The sequence below is a fragment of the Vibrio sp. SCSIO 43136 genome (genome assembly GCF_023716565.1).
In the GTDB taxonomy this organism is placed as follows: Bacteria; Pseudomonadota; Gammaproteobacteria; order Enterobacterales; family Vibrionaceae; genus Vibrio.
In genome coordinates this window covers 2,365,296-2,388,867 of record NZ_CP071848.1, presented here as the reverse complement: position 1 = coordinate 2,388,867, position 23,572 = coordinate 2,365,296, and the positions used below count along the sequence as shown (strand labels likewise).

The following is a 23,572-nucleotide window of genomic DNA, read 5'->3' as shown; positions in this document are numbered from 1 at the left end:
GACCAAAGCCCTTTTTTACGTTTAGCAAGATTATGAGTATTTAACGATGTAGCGAGTAGGCTTGTGGTTCATTGCCAATACGATGTTGAGCATAAGTGCGCCCAATACCGATATTGCAATGGTCTCTGGGGAGACAAAGAAGCACGAGGCGATCAAAATACACGCATCGAGCAGCATCTGGCTTTTGCCCACCGAGAAGCCCGTTTTATCTTGAATAAGCAGACACAGTACGTTGAATCCACCCAAACTGGTGCGATGACGAAACAAGATCAGCATGCCAAGCCCCATTAAAATGCCTCCAATAAGCGCACAGTAAATCGGGTTGACGCTTTCGATGCTTAAAACTTGCGGTAAGAAATCTGCCATAACAGATACCAGTGCACCAGAGACTAAGCTGGTGAATGCAAAGCGTGCCCCAAAGCGTTTCCAAGCCAGCATGTAGAAAGGTAGGTTACTGACAAAATACAAGGTACCAAAACTGAACGGTAAAAAATGCGTCATTAGCAGCGCAAGCCCAGTGGTGCCACCCGTGAGTAGATCGCCTGCTTGAAGAAAGTAAACGCCTTGGGCGACGATGAAAGTACCGGTAAAGATCGCAATCCAGTCTTCTCGTTGTGTGTGTTTTTCCATCACTTTTTAAATTATCTCGCAAAATTTTGACGCGAATAGTAAGGAAAAATTAGGTTTTTAGGTAGTTTGTTAAGAAATTTGTTTGAGAGCGATGTAAGTGACATTTTACACGCTGTAAACTCAATGGTTGACACTTGGAGAGCAAGAGTTAATCATATTCACCATATAGATGACAGGGATTAATGGTCATCATTAAAAAATTACATAAAGAAAGTGTTTAAAGGCACTTTATGACCTAGATCAATTTATGTATGATGTCCCCAACTTAAATGGTGACGAAAACGTTTGCTTTTGGTCGTTGTGTGGTTTTTTTAGAACTTTGGATTATCTGAGTCAGGAGATACAGATGTTAAAGCGTGATATGAACATCGCCGATTACGATGCTGAACTATTTGCAGCAATTCAGGAAGAAACTCTTCGTCAAGAAGAGCACATTGAGCTTATTGCTTCTGAAAACTACACCAGTCCACGTGTAATGGAAGCTCAGGGGTCACAACTTACTAACAAATACGCTGAAGGTTACCCTGGTAAGCGTTACTACGGTGGTTGTGAGTACGTAGATAAAGCGGAAGCATTGGCGATTGACCGTGCATGTCAGCTTTTCGGTTGTGAATATGCTAACGTTCAGCCTCACTCAGGCTCTCAAGCAAACAGCGCAGTGTACATGGCGCTTTTGAACCCAGGCGATACAGTTCTTGGTATGAGCCTTGCGCACGGTGGTCACCTAACTCACGGTTCTCCAGTAAACTTCTCTGGTAAGCACTACAACGTTATCCCTTACGGTATCGATGAAGCTGGTCAGATCAACTACGACGAGATGGAGCAACTTGCTGTAGAGCATAAGCCTAAGATGATCATCGGTGGTTTCTCTGCTTACTCTCAAGTGGTTGATTGGGCGCGCATGCGTGAAATCGCTGACAAAGTAGGTGCTTACCTATTCGTCGATATGGCGCACGTTGCAGGTCTTATTGCTGCGGGTGTTTACCCAACGCCAGTGCCACACGCACACGTTGTAACGACAACGACTCACAAAACGCTAGCAGGTCCACGTGGTGGCCTAATCCTGTCAAATGCGGGTGAGGACATGTACAAGAAACTGAACTCTGCGGTATTCCCAGGTGGTCAGGGTGGCCCTCTGATGCACGTGATCGCAGCAAAAGCAGTTGCTTTCAAAGAAGCGATGGAGCCAGAGTTTAAAGAGTACCAAGCACGCGTAGTTCAAAACGCAAAAGCGATGGTAGCTCAGTTCCAAGAGCGTGGTTATAACATCGTTTCTAACGGTACTGAAAACCACCTGTTCCTTGTTGATCTAATCAACAAAGACATCACTGGTAAAGAAGCAGATGCTGCACTAGGCGCTGCGAACATCACAGTGAACAAGAACTCAGTACCAAACGATCCGCGCAGCCCATTCGTGACTTCTGGTATCCGTGTAGGTTCTCCAGCGATCACTCGCCGTGGCTTCACTCAAGATGACGCTAAAGAACTAGCAAACTGGATGTGTGACGTTCTAGACAACATCGGTGATGAAGCGGTGATCGAAGCGACTAAAGCGAAGGTGCTTGAGATTTGTAAGCGTTTGCCGGTATATGCATAATTAATATTTGCTTTTAGAAAAAACGCCTTCGAATATCGAAGGCGTTTTAGTTTCTACTTGATTCTAATTAGATCGATCACTGAACGTTGATCTTGGTCTATAATACGAGTTTCTATAATCTCATTTACATTGTGTGTATTAATCAATACATGGATGAAATCTCGAGCACTTGGGCCATTTTGCCTAAACGATATAATGCCATTTGGAGTGATGTTGATGGTTTTCTCGGTCTCAACATCTAGCTTGTAGGGAAGTGCATTTGAGTTAACAGACTTAAGCCCTTTATCTAAGACTACGTATTCACCACGGTTAACGCAGTAGAAAAATTTATCAGTATTTAAGAAATAGTTACGTTCATTGTTTAGTGTATCTACAGCGCTATATTGAGCAATGAATAGTGAGTCCAGCCTTGTTTGGTTTTTGGTAAATACATTGCACTGCTTATCTATGAGAATTTCAGTCTCTTCGATATTTTGCGCAAAAACCACATCCTTTAGGTTTGAATGGTCAATTTGCTCGTTCCAGTGCGCATTACTTGTAAAAATTTCTGCTGATTGCTTTTCATCTGAACGACCAACGAAAATATTGTCTAGCAAGAACAATGAGTTGACTTTTTGTAGTGCTTCCATACCAACGTGGTATTTAGTTTCTTCATCGATGAGAAACTTCTTTTGTCCGTTTAGCTGGTAAGAGACGAACTTACCATTATAGAAAACACTATTGTCAGATATATGGTCGCCATCTTTTAGAGGTGTTAATTCTTCAATTTGCACCCCAGTTGATCCCTTGGGCAGATTCAACTTAACTACAGCATCTTTATATTCGGAAATATCATCATCTTCAAAGCTACCTACGACTAGAATTGCATCGCTAGAATTTCGTTCACTATCTGGCAGGATAAAATCAATATTCCCTTTTCCACTCAATACTCTTGGGCGAAACTTGATACCTTTCGATGGTGCTGAAGACCAGAAAATCCAAGCTTCTCCAGACTTGTTTTCGAGGATGTAGCCTTCGTCAAATGCGTTGTCAATGATTAGCTTTCCATCCGTATAGATTTGATTTGGTACTCTAGCACTGACGTAAGAGAATTCATTATTCAATCTTTGGATCTGATAGATAGTTACATTACGCTTTTCTAGTTGAGATTCTGATATATCTTGACCACTTGTAACGCTTTTCGCTGATTGCTTTACCTCTAGTGGTGATGTTTCTCCATTTTGTTGAACAACCACTAGTTGTTCATTATTTTGTTCATTATTTTTGACTTCCACAATACCCACCATACCAGTGCTTGCAATATTAGACTGGCTTAAGCGGTATGATACTTCACCGTTTAGCTTGACTGGTTTGGGCTCTGGTTTCGGAGATGGAGACCCACCACCACAGGCAAAAAGAAAAAGAGTTGATAAAAGTAGAATTGATGTACGCATTATGGTCTCTTGGGTATATATTGAATTGGTTGAATGTTGTCCAATCTTTACAGTCTCATGGGCGAGTGAAACTTTTAATCGCACTTATTTGGTTTTTAAGTTGGGATACTTCAAAAATAGAGAGTACGATTGTGATGATAGGCAGATTGGAAGGTTTTTATATATGTCTAGCAAAAAAGGCCCTGTATCCATTTCGACTTTAGGGCCTTTAGTGGAGTAGTTGAAGTTAAGATAATATGACTTTATCGTGAATTAGGCTCATAGCACCGTTGCTATAGAAGAGGATAGTATTATCTAATCCTAATAAGGTCTTTAACTGTTCGCCCATCATTTAGATTGATTGTCATTTCTTCAGATTGACCTGGATTATGAACGTTGGCTTTGACTTGGACATACTCAAGAATACCTGAACCTTTTTTGGAATATGTCATTGTTCCATCACCAGTGATACTAAGAGATTTCTGGCTAGAAAGGTTTAATTTCTCTGGAAAATCATCAGTTTCAACAGAACCGTCACGCTTAGACAAAGCAACCATTTCACCTTGATTCGCGCAATAGAAATAGTTTTCGGCTTCTAAGAAGTGGTTCTCTACCTGACAATTTTTTTCCATTTGCTGGTATTTAGCTTGATAAAGTGTGTCGGCCATATCTTGGTTTTGTACAAAAATACTACATGATCTATCAACAAATACCTCTCCATGATCTGTTGAAGTCGTATATAAGACCTTTTTCATCGCAGAATTCTCTATGTATTCACTATGGTAGTCAGAGTTGCTGAAGAAGTGGACTAAGTCTTTATCTGGGTCATTACGCTGCTCTTTATCTTGTCGTCCAACAAAAATGTTATCTTTAATAAATAAAGAGTTTACTTTAAGCAGCTGATCATTGGCTTTGTGATAAGTGGTCTTATCTACATCAAAAAGGAACTTTTCTTCTTCTGAGGTCTTGTAAGACAACATTTTTCCGTTGTAGCGAATAAACTCCTTATCGATCCAGTCATCTTTACCAAGCTTAAGTAATTCTCGAACCTTTGGAGCTTGATTTTGTGTTGGCAACTCAAGCTCGACGATTGCTTTTATGTCATGCTCATCTTTAGCTAAATCATCGATCCAACCGTTGATAAGGATCTTGTCGCTACTGTTGCGGATTGTATTTGGGTAGATGAAGTCAATCTGATCGCCTTGCTCAACATAAGGTTTAAATTTGACCTCTCTAAAACCAGCATCAGACCACAGCAACCATACTTTCCCTGAATTATTCTCAACTATGTACCCCTCTCGAACATACTCTCCATTCATAAATTTGTTATCCTCGAAGACGATCCAAGGTACGGAGGCTGCGATGTAAGAAAACTGGTCGTTGAGTCTTTGAAGTGACCTAATATGAATAGGGAAATCACTGAATTTTGAATGTGTTACAGGTTTCTTGGTTTTATAGTTTACGCTTTCAAAAGCAACTTCTGCTGCTTTTGCTTGATTGTGTTCATCGACAATTACGAGCTCTGAGCTGTTACTAGTTTCTACTTTTCCTACTATCCCGGTGGTTGCTATATTGGTATTTTTGAAATTGTAAATATAGACACCATTGAGGTCTGCAGGCTCAGGTTTTGGTGGTTTTGGTGGAACAGTGCTACTGTCACCGCACGCAGTGACAAGTAGAGCAAATAGAAGCGAGGTATATTTGTACATAGGTATAAATTTAGTTTGATATAATACCTATTATTTTATTTAACTGATTCTAAATTGTCCAACTTTGATTCGATTGCTCTGTAAGAATTATGTAAAAAAGGCAGCTCATAAGGCTGCCTTTGTGTATCAATTTGTACTAGTAACTAGTTATTTGTTCACACTAATTGTCTCACCAGACTTACAGCGGAACTGGTAGTACTTAGAGCTTTCGTTGAACTTAGAAAGACCTTCGCCGCTACAGTAGTCAGCGTTGATGTCACGCATGATGTCTAGGGTAGCTTCGGTGCGAAGTGCGAACTTAGAGCCGTCAGCACAAACGATACGTACACGGCCGTCGTCGCTTACAGAGTAAGTTTTGACTTCGGTGTTACAAAGCTCGAAAGAAGCGTCCATGTAGTTGTCTTGCTGCGTTGGAGCAGAAGAACAACCTGCAAGAGTGATAGCCATAACAGCGGCTGCAAAAATGTTTTTCATGCGTCTATCCCAAAATCGAGTATGCATTAAAAAGGTGATTTAGATATTATATTAAACCTATAGGTTCAATCTAGTATCAAAACTGTGTCAATACTTTACATGGTAGTGGATTGTTATCACTGAGTAAAACGCTGGTCGACAAAATACGCCCCTGGTCGTAAAAACGAGAGGCGTATAACTCGCTGTTTTACTTGATCTCTACACCTTGGGCTTGCAGGTCCGCATGGTAAGAAGAGCGCACGAATGGGCCACAAGCGGCATGGGTAAAGCCAAGCTCTAGGGCAATTTCTTTGAGCTCATCAAACTCTTCTGGCGGCACGTAGCGCTCGACTGGCAAGTGGTGACGGCTTGGTGCTAGGTACTGACCAAGGGTTAGCATGGTCACGCCGTGGGCACGCAGATCTTTAAGCACTTCGACGATTTCTTCTTTGGTTTCACCCAAGCCCATCATCAAGCCTGATTTGGTTGGTACGTCTGGGTGCTGTTCACCAAATTTTTTCAGTAGCTCCAGTGACCACTTGTAGTTCGCACCCGGGCGAGCTTTGCGGTATAGACGAGGTGCTGTCTCTAGGTTGTGGTTAAACACATCTGGCGGGTTGTCTTTAAGCAGTTCAAGAGCAGTATCCATTCGGCCACGAAAATCTGGAACGAGCGTTTCGATGCGGATATTTGGGTTCAATGCACGGATTTCACGGTTACAATCGGCAAAGTGTTGAGCTCCGCCGTCACGTAGATCATCGCGGTCGACCGAAGTGATTACCACGTATTTCAAATCCATATCAGAGATGGTTTTCGCCAGTTTAGCTGGTTCTTCTGCGCTTGGAGGCAGTGGGCGGCCATGGGCAACGTCACAGAAAGGGCAACGGCGGGTACAGATAGCCCCTAGGATCATGAAGGTCGCTGTACCGTGGTTAAAACACTCCGCAAGGTTAGGGCAAGAGGCTTCTTCACATACAGAGTGAAGTTTGTTTTTACGCATTGCCGCTTTGATATCTTGGATGCGTTGACTGTCCGAAGGCAGTTTGATCTTCATCCACTCAGGCTTACGTAGCACTTCCTTTTGCTCAGTCGGCATGTTTTTGACCGGGATAAGGGCCATCTTATCAGCGTCGCGGTATTTAACGCCTTTTTCCATTTGAATAGGTTTGCTCATGATACTTCGCTTTCTGTGGTGAATTCGACTTGCTGGTATTCGAGAGAATCTGTGAGTGCTTTGACTAGGGCTTGTTCGACATCGGAAAAACTCACGCCTTGCGCAAGGGTTTGTACCTGAACCATTTCCATACCTTGGTAACCACAAGGGTTTATGCGTAGGAAAGGCTCCAAATTCATATCGATGTTGAGTGCAAGGCCATGGAAAGAGCAACCTTTGCGGATGCGCAGTCCTAAGGAACAGATTTTTTTGCCAGACACATAAACGCCAGGAGCGTCAGGTCGAGCGGCAGACTCGATACCAAATTTCTCTAGTGTATTGATAACAATGTTTTCAATCTGGGTTACCAGATCTCTGACCCCAAGCTTCTTGCGTCTTAGGTTTATCAGGAAGTAAGCGACTAACTGGCCAGGGCCATGGTAGGTGACTTGGCCACCACGGTCGCTCTGTACAACTGGAATGTCACCAGTGTTGAGTAGGTGCTCAGCTTTGCCTGCTTGACCTTGAGTGAATACTGGGTTGTGTTCCACTAGCCAAACTTGGTCAACCGTATCGTCATCACGATGGTCGGTAAACTCATGCATCGCTTTCCAAACGGGCTCATAATCTTGGCGGCCCAATTTTTTTACGATCAGCTGTTGGTGAATAGCAGGCAATTGGTCATTCCTTCATACAAATAGGTTTGTAAAGTAAACGCATTATAAACCTGTTTGATTTAAGTCACTATAGATTTTGTGATACTTTTTTATCACATTTATTCAAATCACCCTAATCGTCTCACGCCTGTCTCATTGTCTAATTCGTTAGCGATTGAGAAGCTCGATATTGTGCTGCTAATGGCAATAGACTTCGAGGCTCGATGAGCTGCGCTATCTATTTGAAAGTAAGGCGTTCTGTGACGAGTAGCCACATAATATAAGTGGCTGGTCACCAGCTTAGTATGCCACAGATACAAAAACAGCGGCTGGATGCCGCTGTTTAAAACGATAGGTTCGAATTAAAGAACCATACGAACGATGTCGATTTCACCTAACTCTTTGTAAAGAGTTTCAACCTGCTCAATAGAGGTGGCAGTGATGCTGACAGATACAGAGTTGTAGGTGCCTTTACCACTTGGCTTTACGGTTGGGCTGTAATCGCCTGGTGCGTGACGCTGGATCACTTCAAGTACTTTCTCAGGTAGTTCTGGCTTTGCATAGCCCATTACTTTGTAGGTGAACTTACATGGAAACTCTAGAAGGTCTTTTAGCTTTGCGTCTGAGTTGATATTCAACATTGCGGACAACTCCAAGTTATAGTCGATATAGCGGTGCGAAATAGTACAGCCTATCGCTTAGGATCTCAAGATCAACAAAACCGCCCAGAAGGCGGTTTTGGATTCTTAAGCTGTAGATTTAGAAGAAGCTCTTCACTAGCAGCACTAGGTAATCCCAAAGGCGGCTAAATAGGCTACCTTCTTCAACATTTTCCAGTGCAAGTAGTGGGTACTCTGCGATGTCTTCACCTTCTACTTGGTAGAATAGGCGACCTACTACGTCTCCTTTGCTGATTGGCGCTTGAAGTTCTTTATCTAGAACGAAGTTTGCACTCAGCTTTTTCGCTTGGCCTCGAGGTAGAGTTACGTAAGTATCTTCTGCAACACCTAGCGCAACTTGTTCTTTGTCACCCATCCATACTTTTTCGCTAACGAAAGTTTCGTCTGCTTTGTGTGGAGATACTGTTTCAAAGAAACGGAAGCCGTAGTTAAGTAGTTTCTTACTTTCAGCTTTACGCGCAGTGGTGTTCTTGGTGCCCATGACAACCGCAACTAGGCGCATTTTACCTTGAGTTGCTGAACTCACTAGGTTGTAGCCTGCACCGCTAGTGTGACCGGTTTTGATGCCGTCCACGTTCATGCTCTTGTCCCAAAGTAGGCCGTTACGGTTGTACTGGGTGATGCCGTTGTAGGTGAACTGCTTTTCAGCGTAGATACGGTATTCTTCTGGAACGTCACGGATCAGAGCTTGACCAAGCAGCGCCATGTCGTAAGGTGTTGAGTAAAGCTGTGCGTGGTCTAGGCCGTGAGAGTTGGCGAAATGGCTTTGTTCCATGCCAATGTTCGCTGCCCACTGGTTCATCAAGTGAACGAAGGCATCTTCTGAGCCTGCGATGTGCTCAGCCATCGCAACACAAGCATCGTTACCTGATTGGATGATGATGCCGCGGTTTAGGTCAGCAACGCTAACTTCGGTGCCAACTTCGATGAACATTTTTGATGAATCAGGGAAGTTTTTCGCCCATGCGTTTTTACTGATCACCACTTTGTCATCTGGAGAAATATTGCCTTGCTTAAGCTCTTGACCGATAACGTAGCTAGTCATCATTTTAGTCAAGCTTGCAGGGGATAGCTCAGTTCTGGCTTCTTTTTCCGCTAGGACTTTACCTGAGTTGTAGTCCATTAGGACAAAGCCTTTTGCGGCAATTTCAGGTGCGTCTGGAACAACGATAGGAGCGGCTTGGCTAGTTGAAGCAATCGCTGCAGTAGAAGCGATCAGCAGCGTCTTTAATACAGATTTTTTCATGAAATTCATTGTTCAAGTTGGTGATAATAAAATACAAACTTCCGCTATCTTAGCAGAATGATTTTGTTACGTCAGAGTAATGGCATGAATTGGTATGTCAGAGTGTCACATTCCATGTCATTGCGAGCAATAATCAATCACAAAAATGCGGGGTTGATAGCATTTGGCACACGCCCGGCAACTTGCAAAGACTATTTGACGGCTTTAATAAAGGCCGAAGGGTAACCTTGCGAGTGTATCTTAGAAAGTAGTTGGTTTGTCAAATCTGCGTCAGTCAATGGACCGACAAAGATACGGTATACCTTACCCGATTTTTCGGTAAACGACTTGGTTTCTAAGGTCTTGCTCATCTCTTGTGCAAGCGATTGGGCACGCTCTTTGTGTTTAGATGCTGCCACTTGAATCACGTACTGATGACTTGGCTTGTGGGGATTATCGTTACTTTTCTCGACTGAGATGTATTCGATTTCGACGTTCGCTGTACCCGTAGCAATCACGCCAAGTTTGTAAGCCGCTGCGTAACTCAAATCGATGATTCGGCCTTCGTGAAACGGACCACGGTCGTTGACACGAACGATGGTGGTTTTGCCATTATCGGTATTGGTGACTTTGACATAGCTCGGAATTGGCAAGGTTTTATGTGCTGCACTCATAGAGTACATGTCATAAATCTCTCCATTGGAGGTTTGATGACCATGAAATTTCTTGCCATACCAAGAAGCGATCCCTTTTTCTGTAAAGCCTTGAGGTTGTTTAACGATCTGATAGGAACTGCCACGCAGGGTATAGTCCTTGTTGCCCCCTAAACTGAACGGCTCATATTTTGGATGTGCATCTTCAAGATGATTTACATCTATCGGCTTGGTTGGAGCGATGTCATCATCTATGGTGTAGCGCTCTTTGTCCGAGCTGGTACAGCCTTGCATCAACGCGAGGCCCGCTATCAAGAATGCGCCAATCAGGCATTGGTAAATATTTTTCATTAAGTCGCCTTTGATAGCATTTTACGGTGAGTATGAATCGACATTAAGATGCCAAAGCCTGCCATCAGCGTAACCATTGAGGTACCGCCATAGCTGATAAGAGGCAGTGGGACGCCTACAACAGGTAGGATGCCACTTACCATGCCGATGTTTACAAACACATAAACAAAGAAGCTTAGTACCACGCTGCCTGCCATCATGCGGCCAAAAGCGGTTTGCGCAGCAGCAGCCAGCACTAGGCCGCGTCCGATAATAAATAGGTAGATTGCAAGTAAGCAGATAACGCCAATCATGCCCCACTCTTCGGCGATAACGGCAAAAATGAAGTCGGTATGACGCTCTGGAAGAAACTCGAGCTGAGACTGGGTGCCGTGCAGCCAGCCTTTACCTGACAGGCCACCCGAGCCAATCGCAATCTTACTTTGAATGATGTGGTAACCTGCGCCTAACGGATCAGACTCTGGGTCAAAAAGTGTACGTACGCGCACTTTTTGATACTCACGCATCAAGAAGAACCACAAAATTGGAATGAAAGCACCGACTGCTAGCGCCGCCGCACTGATAATTTTCCAGCTAATACCCGCCAGGAAAATAACGAATATGCCAGATGCAGCAATCAAGATAGAGGTGCCGAGATCGGGCTGTTTTGCAATCAGAATCGTCGGCACAAAGACCAACATCAGTGACACAGCTAAGGTCTTGATTGTAGGTGGTAAGGCTTGTTTACCAATATACCTTGCCACCATGAGAGGTACGGCGAGTTTCAGCAGTTCAGAAGGCTGAAAGCGTACAAAGCCTAGGTTTAGCCAACGCTGAGCGCCTTTAGAAGCCTCACCAAAAAATAGTACGCCGAGCAAGAGTAAAACGCCGACCACAAACATGAATGGGGCAAAGCTTTCATAGACCCTTGGCGGGATCTGAGCAAGGATGACCATCACCACCAGTGACATACCCATTCGTATCGCCTGACGATCCATCATTGCCAAGCTTTGACCACTGGCGCTGTACATGATCACCAAACCAAACATCATCAGTAGCAAAATGCCGAGCAGCATTGGCAAATCGATATGAAAGCGCTCGAAGAAGCGACGGTTTTGCCCTGTTGAAGGATCTAATTTCATTGTGTCTTAGCGTCCTGTTTCTTTTCCAAAAGCATGTGGTCGAAAATGCGGCGTGCCACAGGGCCACCTTGTGAAGATCCACCACCTGCGTTTTCCAGCACCAAGGTCACCACCACTTCAGGATTCTCCCATGGGGCAAAGCCAGTGTAGAGTGCGTGGTCGCGAAGATGCTCTGCAAGCTCTTCTGCGTTGTATTCTTCATCTTCTTTCAAGCCAAACACCTGCGCTGTACCTGACTTACCACCAGTGACGTAAGGCATATTGGTAAACGCACGTCGTGCAGTGCCTTTTTTACCGTGGTTAACCAGACGCATGCCTTCCAATGCCATGTCCCAGTATTTTTCTTTAACCCCTTGGATTGGTGGATAAGTCTCAATAGGTTGCAGCGTTTCGACGTGCGGCTGTTGCGACTTATCAATCGTGGCACGGATCAGGTGTGGTGCAATCACATTACCTCGGTTGACTAACACTGAGGTCGCTTTGGCGATTTGCAGCGGAGTTGCTGTCCAATAGCCTTGTCCGATACCCACAGGAATGGTGTCACCTTGATACCAAGGCTGGCGATGGCGACCCATCTTCCAATCACGGGTTGGCATATTTGCGCTACTTTCTTCAAAGATATCGATGCCAGTCTTTTCACCAAAACCAAATAACATCATCCAACTTGATAGGCGGTCGATGCCCATGTCATAAGCAATTTGGTAGAAGAAGGTATCAACAGATTCTTCAATCGATTTAACGATATCCACTTTGCCATGACCCCAACGCAGCCAATCACGAAATGGTTTGGTTTTGGAGTTAGGGATCCGCCAGTAACCCGGGTCATTACGTGTGGTATAAGGCGTAATCACTTTTTCTTGTAACGCCGCTACCGCGATGAAAGGTTTTACCGTGGATGCGGGTGGGTAGATACCCAGTGTGGCACGGTTCACTAGCGGGCGATCTTTGTCGTTAAGCAATGCACTGTATGCTTTGCTTGAAATCCCATGAACAAAGGCGTTTGGGTCGTAACTTGGACTCGACACCATCGCTAATACGCCGTTATCTTCTGGATCGAGCACTATCGCTGAACCACGACGACCATCGAGCATTTTGTAGATATAGCTTTGGAGCTTGATATCCAGATTGAGCACAATGTCTTTACCTGGGACAGGTGGTACGAATTTGAGGGTTCGAATCACTCGGCCGCGGCTGTTGACTTCAACTTCTTGGTAACCTGCGGTGCCATGCAATTGATCTTCGTAGAATCGTTCGATACCAAGTTTGCCAATGTCGCGGGTAGCTTGGTAATTAGCGGCTTTGTCATCTGCGATCAAGCGCTGCATATCTCTGTCATTAATACGCGACACGTAACCAAGAATATGGGTTAACTCTTCCCCAAATGGGTAAAAGCGCTTTAGCGTGGCAGAGACTTCAACCCCAGGGAATTTGTGCTGGTTGACAGCAAATTTTGCCACTTGTTCTTGATCAAGCTGTGTAAGCAGTGACACGGATTTGAAACGACGAGTACGACGACGCTCTTTATGGAATGCTTCCACACGTTCAGGAGAGATCTCTAGGAACTCCTGTAAGCGGGCAATCGTATCGTCGATGTCTTTGATTTTTTCAGGGGTTAGCTCGAGGCTGAACACTGGACGGTTTTCCGCCAGCAAGATCCCATTGCGGTCATAAATAAGACCGCGGTTAGGCGCAATAGGCACCACGCTGATCCGGTTATCGTTGGAGCGTGTTTTATAATCTTGGTACTGATTGACCTGAATGTTGTACAGGTTCGTCAGCAATACCGCCATCAGCACTATAATGCCAAAAAAGGCAACAATCGCCCTGCGGCTAAACAGGGCGGCTTCTGCTCGGTAATCTCGGATCTGGGCGCGTTTGCGTCTCATCAGGGATTATTCTCTGTGGTAAGGATGGTTCGCAGTAATGCTCCACGCACGGTAAAGGCTTTCTGCCATCACAACACGCACAAGCGGGTGGGGAAGTGTGAGAGGAGACAGAGACCAACTTTGGTCCGCTGCTGCTTTACACGCAGGTGCAAGCCCCTCTGGCCCGCCTATTAAGATTGATACATCGCGAGCATCAAGTTTCCATGCTTCAAGCTGGCCCGCCAGTTGCTCTGTATCCCAACGTTTGCCTGGAATGTCGAGGGTAACGATGCGGTTGCCTTTTGGCACTGCTGCCAGCATGGCTTCGCCTTCTTTTTGTAAGATTCGAGCGATGTCGGCATTTTTTCCACGCTTACCCGCTGGGATCTCAATAAGATCAAGTGGCATGTCGTGAGGGAAGCGGCGCTTATATTCTTGAAAGCCTTCTTCCACCCACTTTGGCATTTTTGTGCCTACCGCAATTAGCGTAATTTTCACAACTTAGCTCCAAAGCTTCTCTAGCTGGTAAAGCTCGCGGTGTTGCTCTTGCAGTACGTGCACCATAGTGCTGCCCATATCAACAACAACCCATTCACCTTCCACTTCACCGTCGATCCCAAGTGGTTCCAGACCCGCTTTTTTCGCTTCTTGAGCAACGTGATCTGCGATAGATGAAACATGGCGTTTAGAAGTACCCGTACAGATCACCATAAAATCAGTAACGCTCGATTTGCCAGTGACATCCAGAGTCACAATTTCTTCGGCTTTCATGTCATCAACTTTATCGGCTAGAAAATCTCGTAGTTCTTCGCGTTGCAAGGTAGTGTCCTCAAATTTATTGCTTAGTAGGGCTTAGGGGCATAAGGGTTGAATGCCTAGTTTAGCGCCCGAGTATAGCATGCTTTTAATTAAGCTTACTGATAAGGGCGTCATGTGCGCAACACTCCAGCGATAGTTGCGCAAGAGTTGTCCAAACGCCGCTGTCGTATTGGGTCTTTGCTTCCAATTCTGCGGCAGTGAGCAGATGTATCAAGCGAGCTAACTGGACTGGTGACAGGCGTTGTAGGGCAGCGTTGTAGAGTGGACGCTTGTTTTGCCACACACGGAAACTCTCCATGACGGCACCAATCGGTTTGGTTTGCATCTCACGCTGCATTGCCAATAGCTGCATCAGCTCTTTTTGTACACTGCGCAGCAAGATGATAGCTTCAACACCTTCGGCTTGAAGCTGACGTAAAATACGTTGTGAGCGCTTGGTTTGCCCGGCGAGTAGCGCATCAACCCACTGAAATGGTGTGTAGTGATTATGGCGACTTAGCGCCTCTTCAACACGAACTAACGTCAGTTCACCATCGGGGTAGAGCAGTGCCAGCTTCTCAAGGCTTTGTACCAAGGCTAGAAGGTTACCTTCATGCCATTGGGCAAGCATTTGCACTGCTTGGGAATCTGGAGAAAGTTTAAGTTTGCGACATCGCTGCATGACAAACTGGGGCAACCGCTTAATGTCGGGTGTTAGGCAGCTTACTACCGTACCGCTTGTGGTAAGTGCTTTAAACCATTTTGCGTTCTCTTGGGCTTTGGTGAGCTTTTGGCCAATCAAGATCAAAACGATATCAGCATGTAAACTTTCGCTCAGTGCTTGTAGCTCTTTGGTTGCGCCCGCTGGTAGCCCTGATTCACCAATTTCAAGCTCGATGATCTGGCGTGAAGAGAACAAACTTAGGGCCTGAGTACAGTCAAATACTTGGTTCCAATCTAATTGGGCATCGAGCGTGAAATGATGGCGCTCATCAAAACCTTCACTTTGGGCTTTTTTAATGATGGCTTGGCGACTCTCTTGTAGCAAAAGTAGTTCTGCGCCAGTCAGTACATAAACAGCTTGCAGCTGGCGAGCTAATTGCTCGCCAAGTTTATCGGCGTACACTCGCATTAAGGTTAGCCCTGCGCTTGAGTGGTAGTCGTTTGGGTTACGCCATCGTCAATTTGATCGACTTGTTGCTCAGTATCATCCGCCGCTTCCAGCTTGGCACGAATACGAGCCATTTGGCGCATCATTTGACGTGCGGCTTGGCGACGCATTTCATCAAGGATCATTTCCTTTTCTTCAGACTTTGCTAGTGCTGTTAGCGGGTTGTCAAGGTAGGTACGGTTAACTGTGGTTGAGTAACTTTGATCACCAAGCTCTGGTACGGTAATGCGGTAGTTCACCACAAAAGTAAGTTCATATTCTGCCGCACGGCTGTTTTGGTAGAGAGACAGGGTGCGCTCACTTTGGCTTGCGGTAGTAATGTGTAAGTTAGGGATGTCCGCCGCAGGAGTGACGGTTGAAATACCATTAAGGTAGAGCTCATGTTTTACATAGCGAGTTAGGTCACCATATTGATCAAAACTGGTTAAGGAAATATCCGATACTTCTTCTGGGAGTAAGTAGGTACCACGCAGCTGAAAACCACAAGCAGTGGTCAACACAGATAGCAAAAGCACGATAAAAAGGCGCAGGGCCGTGGTTAAAGTTGGTCGGCTCACAAGTAACTCCCTTGTGTAAATAGAATTGAGCTTGGGTAAATACACATTACATTATCCTTGGATGAACTCCTTAGAAATGAGCATTTAACGAAGCCACAATCAAATAGGGCACCAAATTTGATGCCCTATTGGTTATGACACTAATTACATTAATTAGTTTGCTACGATGTTCAGCAGTTTACCTGGTACGTAGATTACTTTACGGATGGTCTTGCCGTCAGTGAACTTAGTTACGTTCTCATCGTTTAGACCTAGGTTTTCTACTTCTTCTTTAGAAGCATCCGCCGCTACCGTTAGTTTCGCACGTAGTTTGCCGTTTACTTGAATAACGATAAGCTTCTCGTCTTCAACCAGTGCTTTCTCATCATGTTTAGGCCATGCTGCATTATCGATGTCTGCTTGACCAAGACCTGTCCACATCTCGTAAGAGATATGCGGAGTGATTGGGTAAAGCATCACAACCACAGCTTTTAGCGCTTCATCTAGGATGGCACGATCTTGCTCAGACTCTTGAGGTGCTTTCGCAAGCTTGTTCATCAGCTCCATGATCGCAGCGATCGCAGTGTTGAACGTTTGGCGGCGTGCCACATCATCTGTTACTTTAGCGATAGTCTTGTGAACGTCACGACGTAGTGCTTTCTGGTCGCTAGAAAGTGCTGCTGCATCTACTGCTACGGCTTCACCTTTCGATGCGTGCTCTTTTACTAGTTTCCAAACACGTTTTAGGAAGCGGTTAGCACCTTCTACGCCAGACTCTTGCCACTCAAGAGTCATGTCTGCAGGTGATGCAAACATCATAAACAGACGTACTGTGTCAGCACCGTACTTGTCTACCATCTCTTGTGGGTCGATACCGTTGTTCTTCGATTTAGACATCTTAATCATGCCTGAGTGCTCAACGTCACGGCCTTCGTTATCTTTCGCTGATACGATGCGGCCTTTACCGTCACGCTCAACAGCAACGTTAGTCGGAGCGACCCACTCTTTGCCGCCTTTCTCGTTCTCGAAGTAGAACGCATCCGCTAGTACCATGCCTTGACATAGTAGCTGCTTGAACGGCTCGTCAGAAGTTACGTAGCCCGCATCACGTAGTAGTTTATGGAAGAAGCGAGAGTACAGTAGGTGCATACAAGCGTGCTCAATACCACCGATGTACTGGTCTACTGGTAGCCAGTAGTTTGCTTTTTCTGGATCTAGGATATCGTCCGCTTGTGGTGAACAATAGCGAGCGTAGTACCAAGATGACTCCATGAAAGTATCGAAGGTGTCAGTCTCACGTAGAGCTGGTTCGCCGTTGAATGTCGTCTTCGCCCACTCTTTGTCGGCTTTGATTGGGCTAGTTACGCCATCCATTACCACGTCTTCAGGAAGCACTACAGGCAACTGGTCCGCTGGCACTGGGTGAACTTCACCATCTTCAGTGGTTACCATTGGGATTGGAGCACCCCAGTAACGTTGACGAGATACACCCCAGTCACGTAGACGGAAGTTTACTGTCTTAGTACCTTTACCTTCAGCTTCTAGTTTTGCTGCGATTGCATCAAACGCTGCTTGGAATTCAAGGCCGTCGAATTCACCCGAATCAAACAGTACACCTTTCTCTGTGTAAGCTTCTTCTGCGATATTTAGCTCAGAGCCGTCAGTTGGCTTGATCACAGGCACGATGTCTAGACCGTACTTAGTTGCGAACTCGTAGTCACGTTGGTCGTGAGCAGGTACTGCCATTACAGCGCCTGTACCGTAGTCCATTAGGACAAAGTTAGCTACGTAAACTGGAACTTCACGGCCGTTCAATGGGTGAATCGCAGTAAGGCCAGTCACCATACCTTTCTTCTCCATTGTCGCCATTTCAGCTTCAGCTACTTTGTTGTTCTTACACTCTTCGATGAACTCAGCAAGTTCTGGGTTAGTCTTAGCCGCTTCAGTTGCTAGCGGGTGACCTGCTGCGATACCTACGTAAGTTACGCCCATGAGCGTATCAGGACGAGTGGTGTAAACCTCTAGGTCTTCTTGGCCCTTAACTTCAAACTTAAGCTCTACACCTTCAGAGCGACCGATCCAGTTGCGCTGCATGGTCTTAACCATCTCAGGCCAACCGTCTAGGTTGTCTAGGTCGTCAACCAGCTCTTGCGCATATTCAGTGATCTTGATGAACCACTGTGGGATCTCTTTTTGCACAACAGGCGTGTCACAACGCCAGCAGCAGCCATCTTCAACCTGCTCGTTTGCAAGAACAGTTTGGTCGTTTGGACACCAGTTCACAGAAGAGGTCTTCTTGTAAACTAGGCCTTTTTCGTAAAGCTTAGTGAAGAACTCTTGTTCCCAACGGTAGTACTCAGGAGTACAAGTTGCGAACTCACGGTTCCAGTCGTAGCCGAAACCTAGCAGCTTAAGCTGGTTCTTCATGTATTCGATGTTTTCGTATGTCCAAGGCGCAGGAGCGGTGTTGTTCTTAACCGCTGCGTTTTCTGCTGGTAGACCGAATGCATCCCAACCGATAGGTTGCATTACGTTTTTGCCTTGCAGGCGTTGGAAACGAGAAACTACGTCACCGATGGTGTAGTTACGTACGTGACCCATGTGCAGGCGGCCACTTGGGTAAGGGAACATTGAAAGACAGTAAAACTTCTCTTTGTTTGCGTCTTCGCTTACAACAAATGTTTCGTTGTCGTCCCAGTGCTTTTGAACTTTTTGTTCAATGTCTTGCGGGTTGTATTGGTCTTGCATCGATGACATCCGGTTATCTTGGAATTTGTGAGATCGGTTAGATCAGACTTTTAGTGATCCGCATAGAATACATAAAGGAGCGACACTCAACAATAGCCAATCCACGGAGGTGCCCAATGCCTGAGCGTAAAGTCGGTTATGAAGCAAAATTAGATGAAGTGGTCGAGACGTTAAAGCACAGTCCTGAAGAGTTGAATAATGTGCTAAACACCTCGGCGGAAGTCGTTAATGCGGCCAGTGACATGACAAAAGATGAAATGGCACTCGTCTCTGCTTATGTTCGTTCAGATCTGAAAGAATTTGCTGATACCTATCAAAAAGACCGAGACCGTAGTCCGTTTTATCTCATGGTTTCTAATTCTATTTGGGAAGGGCTGCTTGAGATCACCGATCGTACTCAAGTTGAGTGGCGAGAGCTGTTTATGGATCTAGACCATAAAGGCTTGTATCAGGCTGGAGATATTATCGGGTTGGGATATTTGGTGTGTGATAAATGTACCCATAAGAGTTATTACAATCACCCAACCATTATTGAGCCGTGTAAAGAGTGCGGCCACGATGGGTTTACTCGGTTGGCGTTGAAGCCATAGCAGCAGAGAGAATATGACTGGTTCTCCCCCTTTTCAAGGGGGAGGTGGGCAGAACCTGAACTACGATGAATTAAGAAAACCTTCTAACCCAAGCTGCAATCAAACCAATCAGCACAAGTGCCTGTAACGGCATAGTACCTGCCAAACGATAAGGCGTCATTCCTGTGGTAGATTCTACTTTAGCTCTTAACACTTGAGTTTCAAATTGTGGTACCGCTGCGATGATCTTGCCTTGATAATCGGTAATCGCCGTCACACCATTGTTTGTCGCACGTACAACGGGCTTACCTAACTCTAGCGCTCGCATGCGGGCAATTTCCATGTGTTGCAATGGCCCAATGGAGTGACCAAACCAAGCGTCATTGGATAGGGTTAGGATGTAGTCCGTCTCTTCGGTGACATTCTGGCGAACCTGATCGTTGAAGATGATTTCGTAACACAAAGCTGGAGCAAAATAGCGACCATTGGCCTCTAGGTTAGCCTGTACAAAATCGCCACGACTAAAAGAAGACATGGGTAAGTTGAAGAATGGGGCGATAGGCCTCAACCAATCTTCAAATGGGACGAACTCACCAAAAGGCAAAAGGTGGTGTTTGTTGTATCTTGGCTGAGTATTGTAGTTGTAGTCACCGTGTTCGGTGATGCCAAGCGACAGGATGCTGTTGTGAAACGTATGGCTCTGCGGCTGAGTGATAATGCCTGTGATGATGGCTGCATCATTGAGCTTGCCCGCACTGTCTAGGTTGTGCAGATACGATGGCAACTCGCTCTCGAACGCAGGAATGGCTGCTTCTGGCCAAATGATGATATCGGCATCCCAGTTTTCACGGGTGATGTCGGTGTATTTCATGATGGTCGGCCAACGCTGGTTAGGCATCCACTTTAGCTCTTGGGCAATATTCCCTTGGATTAGTGCAAAGTGGGTTTTGCTGTCTGGGTTAGGGGTGACCCAGTTTACGCCGTTAAACATCAGAGCGACGCCGAACAGGCATGCTGGGATCACGACATAGTGAAAGCGTTTGGAGATCAGTGCCAACGCAATTGCGCCAGAGCTTAATGCAATGACGTAAGAGATAGTATCAACCCCACCGATAGGCGCATATGTCGCCAGTGGTGAGTCGATTTGACTGTATCCAAGCCATAACCACGGAAACCCGGTCATCACCCAACCGCGAAGCCACTCATTGATGAGCCACAATGCAGGCGCTGCTAATAACAGGCGGGCGGTTTTATTGCGGTTAAACCAACGATTGAGAGCGCCAGCAAACAGCGCAGGGTAGATAGCTAAATAGCCGATTAAGCCTGCCATCAAGGCAAGGCTGGCTACTTTAGGCAGCCCACCGAAGTTGTCTATGCTGACGTGTACCCAGCTTATTCCCGTAACAAACTGTCCCCAACCCCACGCATAACCAAGCGCTAGGCCTTGTTTGGTGCTCTTGCCATCGATTAGCACCAATAAGCCAGTTAAGCTGACAAAGGCAAATAGCCATAGTTGATAGGGTGCAAAGGCTAACGTCGCACTTGCACCGAGTAGGAATGCTAAAACTAACTGGATGAAACGGTGATTCCAGAATTTTGCCATCGGAAAAAACTACCTTGAATTGGATCCTGAGATAAAAAATGCTCGACCAATAGGCCGAGCATAATAGAGCTTAGTTACGCTTTTATTCTTCCGTTGAGGAGACGGCTTCTTTGTCTCTTTCAGGAATGGTGACTTGCAGAGCAATAACACGGCGGTTATCAGCAGATGTCACTTTGAAGCTATAACCATCGACTTCGACAATTTCGCCTCGCGCTGGAAGGTGACCAAACTGGGTCATGACCAGCCCACCTACCGTATCGACTTCTTCATCGCTGAAGCTTGAGCCAAAGGTTTCATTGAACTCTTCTATCGTTGCTAACGCTTTCACTGAGTAAGTATGTTTGCTCAGTTTGCGGATATCGACTTCTTCCTCGTCATCGAATTCATCTTCGATCTCGCCGACAATCTCTTCAAGAATGTCTTCGATGGTTACAAGGCCAGAAACACCGCCAAACTCATCGACAACAATTGCCATGTGGTAACGCTCTTCGCGGAACTCTTTTAGCAGTCTATCAACTCGTTTGCTCTCAGGTACTACCACAGCAGGGCGGATAACTTGTTCAATTTGAAATGGTTCACTGTTGGAACCAAGGTACTTAAGTAGGTCCTTCGCTAATAGAATGCCTTCGACATGGTCTTTATCTTCGCTGATCACTGGGTAACGAGAGTGTTGCGCATCAGTGATAAGGGCAACCAGCTCGTCAAGATCGTGGCTGCTCTCAGCGGTAACCATTTGCGAGCGTGGGATCATAATATCTCTCACTCGCTGTTCTGCGATTTCCATAACTCCTTCGAGCATGTCGCGGGTGTCGTGGTCAATCAGGTCATTTTCTTCAGAATCGCGAATGACATCGACAAGCTCTTGTCTGTCTTTCGGTTCACCTTGGAATAGTTGACCTAGGCGTTCAAAGAAGGACTTTCTACTCGGACCTTCAGCTTTACCTTCCGATGAGGGAGGCGAATTATCTTCGTTGTTCATGAGTTCTCATACATAAACGCTATCAGATGTGTGATAGCACACTAGAGCAGTGGGAAACTACTCTTTTTCAGCAATATACGGGTCTTCAAAGCCCATCGATTGCATGATTTCAGTTTCGAGCGACTCCATCTCTTCGGCTTCGTCGTCTTCGATATGATCATAACCTAGCAGATGCAAGCTACCATGTACAACCATGTGAGCCCAATGTGCTGCTAAAGGCTTATTTTGCTCTTTGGCCTCAGCTTCAACGACTTGACGGCAAATGATGAGATCGCCTAAAAGATCGATCTCTACACCTGGTGGTACTTCAAATGGGAAAGAAAGCACGTTAGTTGGCTTATCTTTACCACGGTATTCGTGATTCAGCTGGTGGCTTTCTTCTTCATCTACCAAGCGGATGGTCACTTCAGCTTGAGGTTGAAACTGGCTTACTGTAGTACTCAGCCATTTGTTGAAGTCGGCCTCACTTGGTAGTGTGCTAGGATCTTCGACCGCGATTTGTAGGTCTAGTTCGATGCTCATTCTGGGCTTTTCTCTTTGGCCGCAGTGGCGGCAGCTTCTACGAGGGCTTGGTTCGCCGCTTGCTGAGCCTCACGCTCTTCACGACGAATACGATCACGTTCCTTGCGCTCTTTACTGTCTTTTGCTTCCCACTTCTCATAAGCGTTAACGATTCGAGCAACCACAGGATGGCGCACAACATCGTCTGACTGGAAGAAGTTGAAGCTGATGTCATCCACTTCGCTTAGTACTTCAATGGCATGACGAAGGCCAGATTTAGCACCACGAGGTAAGTCAATTTGAGTCACGTCACCGGTGATCACCGCTCGCGAGTTGAAGCCAATACGGGTCAGGAACATTTTCATCTGCTCAACCGTGGTGTTCTGGCTTTCATCAAGGATGATAAACGCATCGTTTAGGGTACGGCCACGCATGTATGCCAGTGGTGCAACTTCGATAACGTTACGCTCGATAAGCTTTTCAACGCGCTCAAAGCCCATCATTTCAAATAGGGCATCGTAAAGTGGACGCAAGTATGGGTCCACTTTTTGGCTCAGGTCACCCGGTAGGAAACCTAGCTTCTCACCCGCTTCTACCGCTGGGCGAGTTAACAAGATACGGCGAATCTCTTGGCGTTCTAGCGCATCAACTGCAGCTGCCACTGCTAGGTAGGTTTTACCTGTACCAGCAGGACCAATACCAAAGCTTATATCGTGAGTCACCATGTTCATCAGGTATTGTCCCTGATTCGGTGTGCGTGGCTTGATCACGCCTTTTTTGGTCTTAATAAAGACCTCTTTACCGTGCTCAATGGTAGATTCTGTGGTCTGCTCTAGAATACCAGACTCTTTGATCGCTAGGTGGATCTGCTCAGGCTCAATGTCAGGAGTATTGCCACGAACGGGTGCAGTATCGACATAAAGGGATTTGATGATATCCAGCGCAGCGGCAGCCGTATGCGGTTTACCGACTATGGTGAAGAAGTTGCTGCGGTGATTAATTTCTACGCCAAGACGGCGTTCAAGGTGCTTGATGTTGTCATCAAATGGTCCACATAGGCTGGACAGACGGCGGTTATCTTCTGGCTCTAGATTGATCTCTAGAGTGACTATTTTATTACTCAATCTTGCCTCTCATTAATAAAAAGCCCGATAACGACCGG

Annotated in this window: 22 protein-coding genes; 2 read left to right on the top strand and 20 right to left on the bottom strand. The window is 45.8% G+C overall.

Annotated features, from left to right (window positions below):
- Window positions 1–30: 30 nt before the first annotated feature.
- Window positions 31–630: a YitT family protein gene (locus J4N39_RS11340; protein ID WP_252019303.1), complete on the bottom strand. Its 600-nt coding sequence runs from the start codon at window positions 628–630 to the stop codon at window positions 31–33.
- Between the two features lie 346 nt (window positions 631–976).
- Here J4N39_RS11340 and glyA point away from each other — a divergent pair, with 346 nt between their 5' ends.
- Window positions 977–2,227 carry a serine hydroxymethyltransferase gene (gene glyA / locus J4N39_RS11335; RefSeq protein ID WP_252019301.1) on the top strand — a complete coding sequence of 417 codons (1,251 nt, stop codon included), beginning with the start codon at window positions 977–979 and terminating at the stop codon, window positions 2,225–2,227.
- 53 nt (window positions 2,228–2,280) lie between these two features.
- Here glyA and J4N39_RS11330 read toward each other — a convergent pair whose 3' ends face one another.
- From J4N39_RS11330 to leuS, 15 genes are all read right to left on the bottom strand, one after another.
- A complete protein-coding gene (locus J4N39_RS11330; RefSeq protein WP_252019299.1) occupies window positions 2,281–3,660 on the bottom strand; it encodes a hypothetical protein in 1,380 nt (459 codons plus the stop codon).
- Window positions 3,661–3,950: 290 nt separating this feature from the next.
- Complete coding sequence (locus J4N39_RS11325; protein ID WP_252019297.1) at window positions 3,951–5,348, bottom strand: hypothetical protein; 1,398 nt, start codon at window positions 5,346–5,348, stop codon at window positions 3,951–3,953.
- Window positions 5,349–5,495: 147 nt separating this feature from the next.
- Entirely contained in the window at window positions 5,496–5,822 is a 327-nt protein-coding gene (locus tag J4N39_RS11320; RefSeq protein ID WP_252019295.1) for a hypothetical protein, read from the bottom strand.
- Window positions 5,823–6,009: 187 nt separating this feature from the next.
- Entirely contained in the window at window positions 6,010–6,975 is a 966-nt protein-coding gene (gene lipA, locus J4N39_RS11315; RefSeq protein ID WP_252019292.1) for a lipoyl synthase, read from the bottom strand.
- Window positions 6,972–7,622 carry a lipoyl(octanoyl) transferase LipB gene (gene lipB, locus J4N39_RS11310; RefSeq protein WP_252023711.1) on the bottom strand — a complete coding sequence of 217 codons (651 nt, stop codon included), beginning with the start codon at window positions 7,620–7,622 and terminating at the stop codon, window positions 6,972–6,974. The genes lipA and lipB overlap by 4 nt, the downstream gene beginning before the upstream one ends.
- Window positions 7,623–7,972: 350 nt before the next feature.
- On the bottom strand, window positions 7,973–8,251 hold the full coding sequence (ybeD, locus tag J4N39_RS11305; RefSeq protein ID WP_252019270.1) for a DUF493 family protein YbeD: 279 nt from the start codon (window positions 8,249–8,251) through the stop codon (window positions 7,973–7,975).
- Between the two features lie 118 nt (window positions 8,252–8,369).
- Window positions 8,370–9,536: a serine hydrolase gene (locus J4N39_RS11300; RefSeq protein WP_252019268.1), complete on the bottom strand. Its 1,167-nt coding sequence runs from the start codon at window positions 9,534–9,536 to the stop codon at window positions 8,370–8,372.
- Between the two features lie 191 nt (window positions 9,537–9,727).
- On the bottom strand, window positions 9,728–10,519 hold the full coding sequence (locus J4N39_RS11295; RefSeq protein ID WP_252019266.1) for a septal ring lytic transglycosylase RlpA family protein: 792 nt from the start codon (window positions 10,517–10,519) through the stop codon (window positions 9,728–9,730).
- Window positions 10,519–11,640, bottom strand: coding sequence for a rod shape-determining protein RodA (gene rodA / locus J4N39_RS11290; RefSeq protein WP_252019264.1), 1,122 nt, complete (start codon window positions 11,638–11,640; stop codon window positions 10,519–10,521). The genes J4N39_RS11295 and rodA overlap by 1 nt, the downstream gene beginning before the upstream one ends.
- Entirely contained in the window at window positions 11,637–13,526 is a 1,890-nt protein-coding gene (gene mrdA / locus J4N39_RS11285) for a penicillin-binding protein 2 (RefSeq protein ID WP_252019261.1), read from the bottom strand. The genes rodA and mrdA overlap by 4 nt, the downstream gene beginning before the upstream one ends.
- A 6-nt stretch (window positions 13,527–13,532) precedes the next feature.
- The gene (gene rlmH / locus J4N39_RS11280; RefSeq protein ID WP_252019259.1) at window positions 13,533–14,003 is read right to left on the bottom strand and encodes a 23S rRNA (pseudouridine(1915)-N(3))-methyltransferase RlmH; all 471 of its coding nucleotides are present in this window, start codon (window positions 14,001–14,003) and stop codon (window positions 13,533–13,535) included.
- A gap of 3 nt (window positions 14,004–14,006) precedes the next feature.
- A complete protein-coding gene (rsfS, locus tag J4N39_RS11275; RefSeq protein WP_252019257.1) occupies window positions 14,007–14,324 on the bottom strand; it encodes a ribosome silencing factor in 318 nt (105 codons plus the stop codon).
- Between the two features lie 85 nt (window positions 14,325–14,409).
- On the bottom strand, window positions 14,410–15,435 hold the full coding sequence (gene holA / locus J4N39_RS11270) for a DNA polymerase III subunit delta (RefSeq protein ID WP_252019255.1): 1,026 nt from the start codon (window positions 15,433–15,435) through the stop codon (window positions 14,410–14,412).
- 5 nt (window positions 15,436–15,440) lie between these two features.
- Window positions 15,441–16,031 (bottom strand): LPS-assembly lipoprotein LptE, encoded by a 591-nt coding sequence (locus J4N39_RS11265; protein ID WP_252019253.1) that lies wholly within the window; start codon window positions 16,029–16,031, stop codon window positions 15,441–15,443.
- Between the two features lie 153 nt (window positions 16,032–16,184).
- Window positions 16,185–18,758 (bottom strand): leucine--tRNA ligase, encoded by a 2,574-nt coding sequence (gene leuS, locus J4N39_RS11260; protein ID WP_252023709.1) that lies wholly within the window; start codon window positions 18,756–18,758, stop codon window positions 16,185–16,187.
- A 116-nt stretch (window positions 18,759–18,874) separates the two neighbouring features.
- Here leuS and J4N39_RS11255 point away from each other — a divergent pair, with 116 nt between their 5' ends.
- Window positions 18,875–19,348, top strand: a complete 474-nt coding sequence (locus J4N39_RS11255) for a zinc ribbon-containing protein (RefSeq protein WP_252019251.1) — start codon at window positions 18,875–18,877, stop codon at window positions 19,346–19,348.
- Between the two features lie 70 nt (window positions 19,349–19,418).
- Here the strand turns inward: J4N39_RS11255 and lnt are convergent, their stop codons facing one another.
- From lnt to J4N39_RS11235, 4 genes are all read right to left on the bottom strand, one after another.
- The gene (gene lnt / locus J4N39_RS11250) at window positions 19,419–20,930 is read right to left on the bottom strand and encodes an apolipoprotein N-acyltransferase (protein ID WP_252019249.1); all 1,512 of its coding nucleotides are present in this window, start codon (window positions 20,928–20,930) and stop codon (window positions 19,419–19,421) included.
- Window positions 20,931–21,012: 82 nt separating this feature from the next.
- The gene (gene corC, locus J4N39_RS11245; RefSeq protein WP_252019238.1) at window positions 21,013–21,909 is read right to left on the bottom strand and encodes a CNNM family magnesium/cobalt transport protein CorC; all 897 of its coding nucleotides are present in this window, start codon (window positions 21,907–21,909) and stop codon (window positions 21,013–21,015) included.
- A 57-nt stretch (window positions 21,910–21,966) separates the two neighbouring features.
- Window positions 21,967–22,431 carry an rRNA maturation RNase YbeY gene (gene ybeY / locus J4N39_RS11240; RefSeq protein WP_252019236.1) on the bottom strand — a complete coding sequence of 155 codons (465 nt, stop codon included), beginning with the start codon at window positions 22,429–22,431 and terminating at the stop codon, window positions 21,967–21,969.
- Entirely contained in the window at window positions 22,428–23,534 is a 1,107-nt protein-coding gene (locus J4N39_RS11235) for a PhoH family protein (protein ID WP_252019234.1), read from the bottom strand. Before J4N39_RS11235 ends, ybeY begins: the two co-directional genes overlap by 4 nt.
- Between the last annotated feature and the right edge of the window lie 38 nt (window positions 23,535–23,572).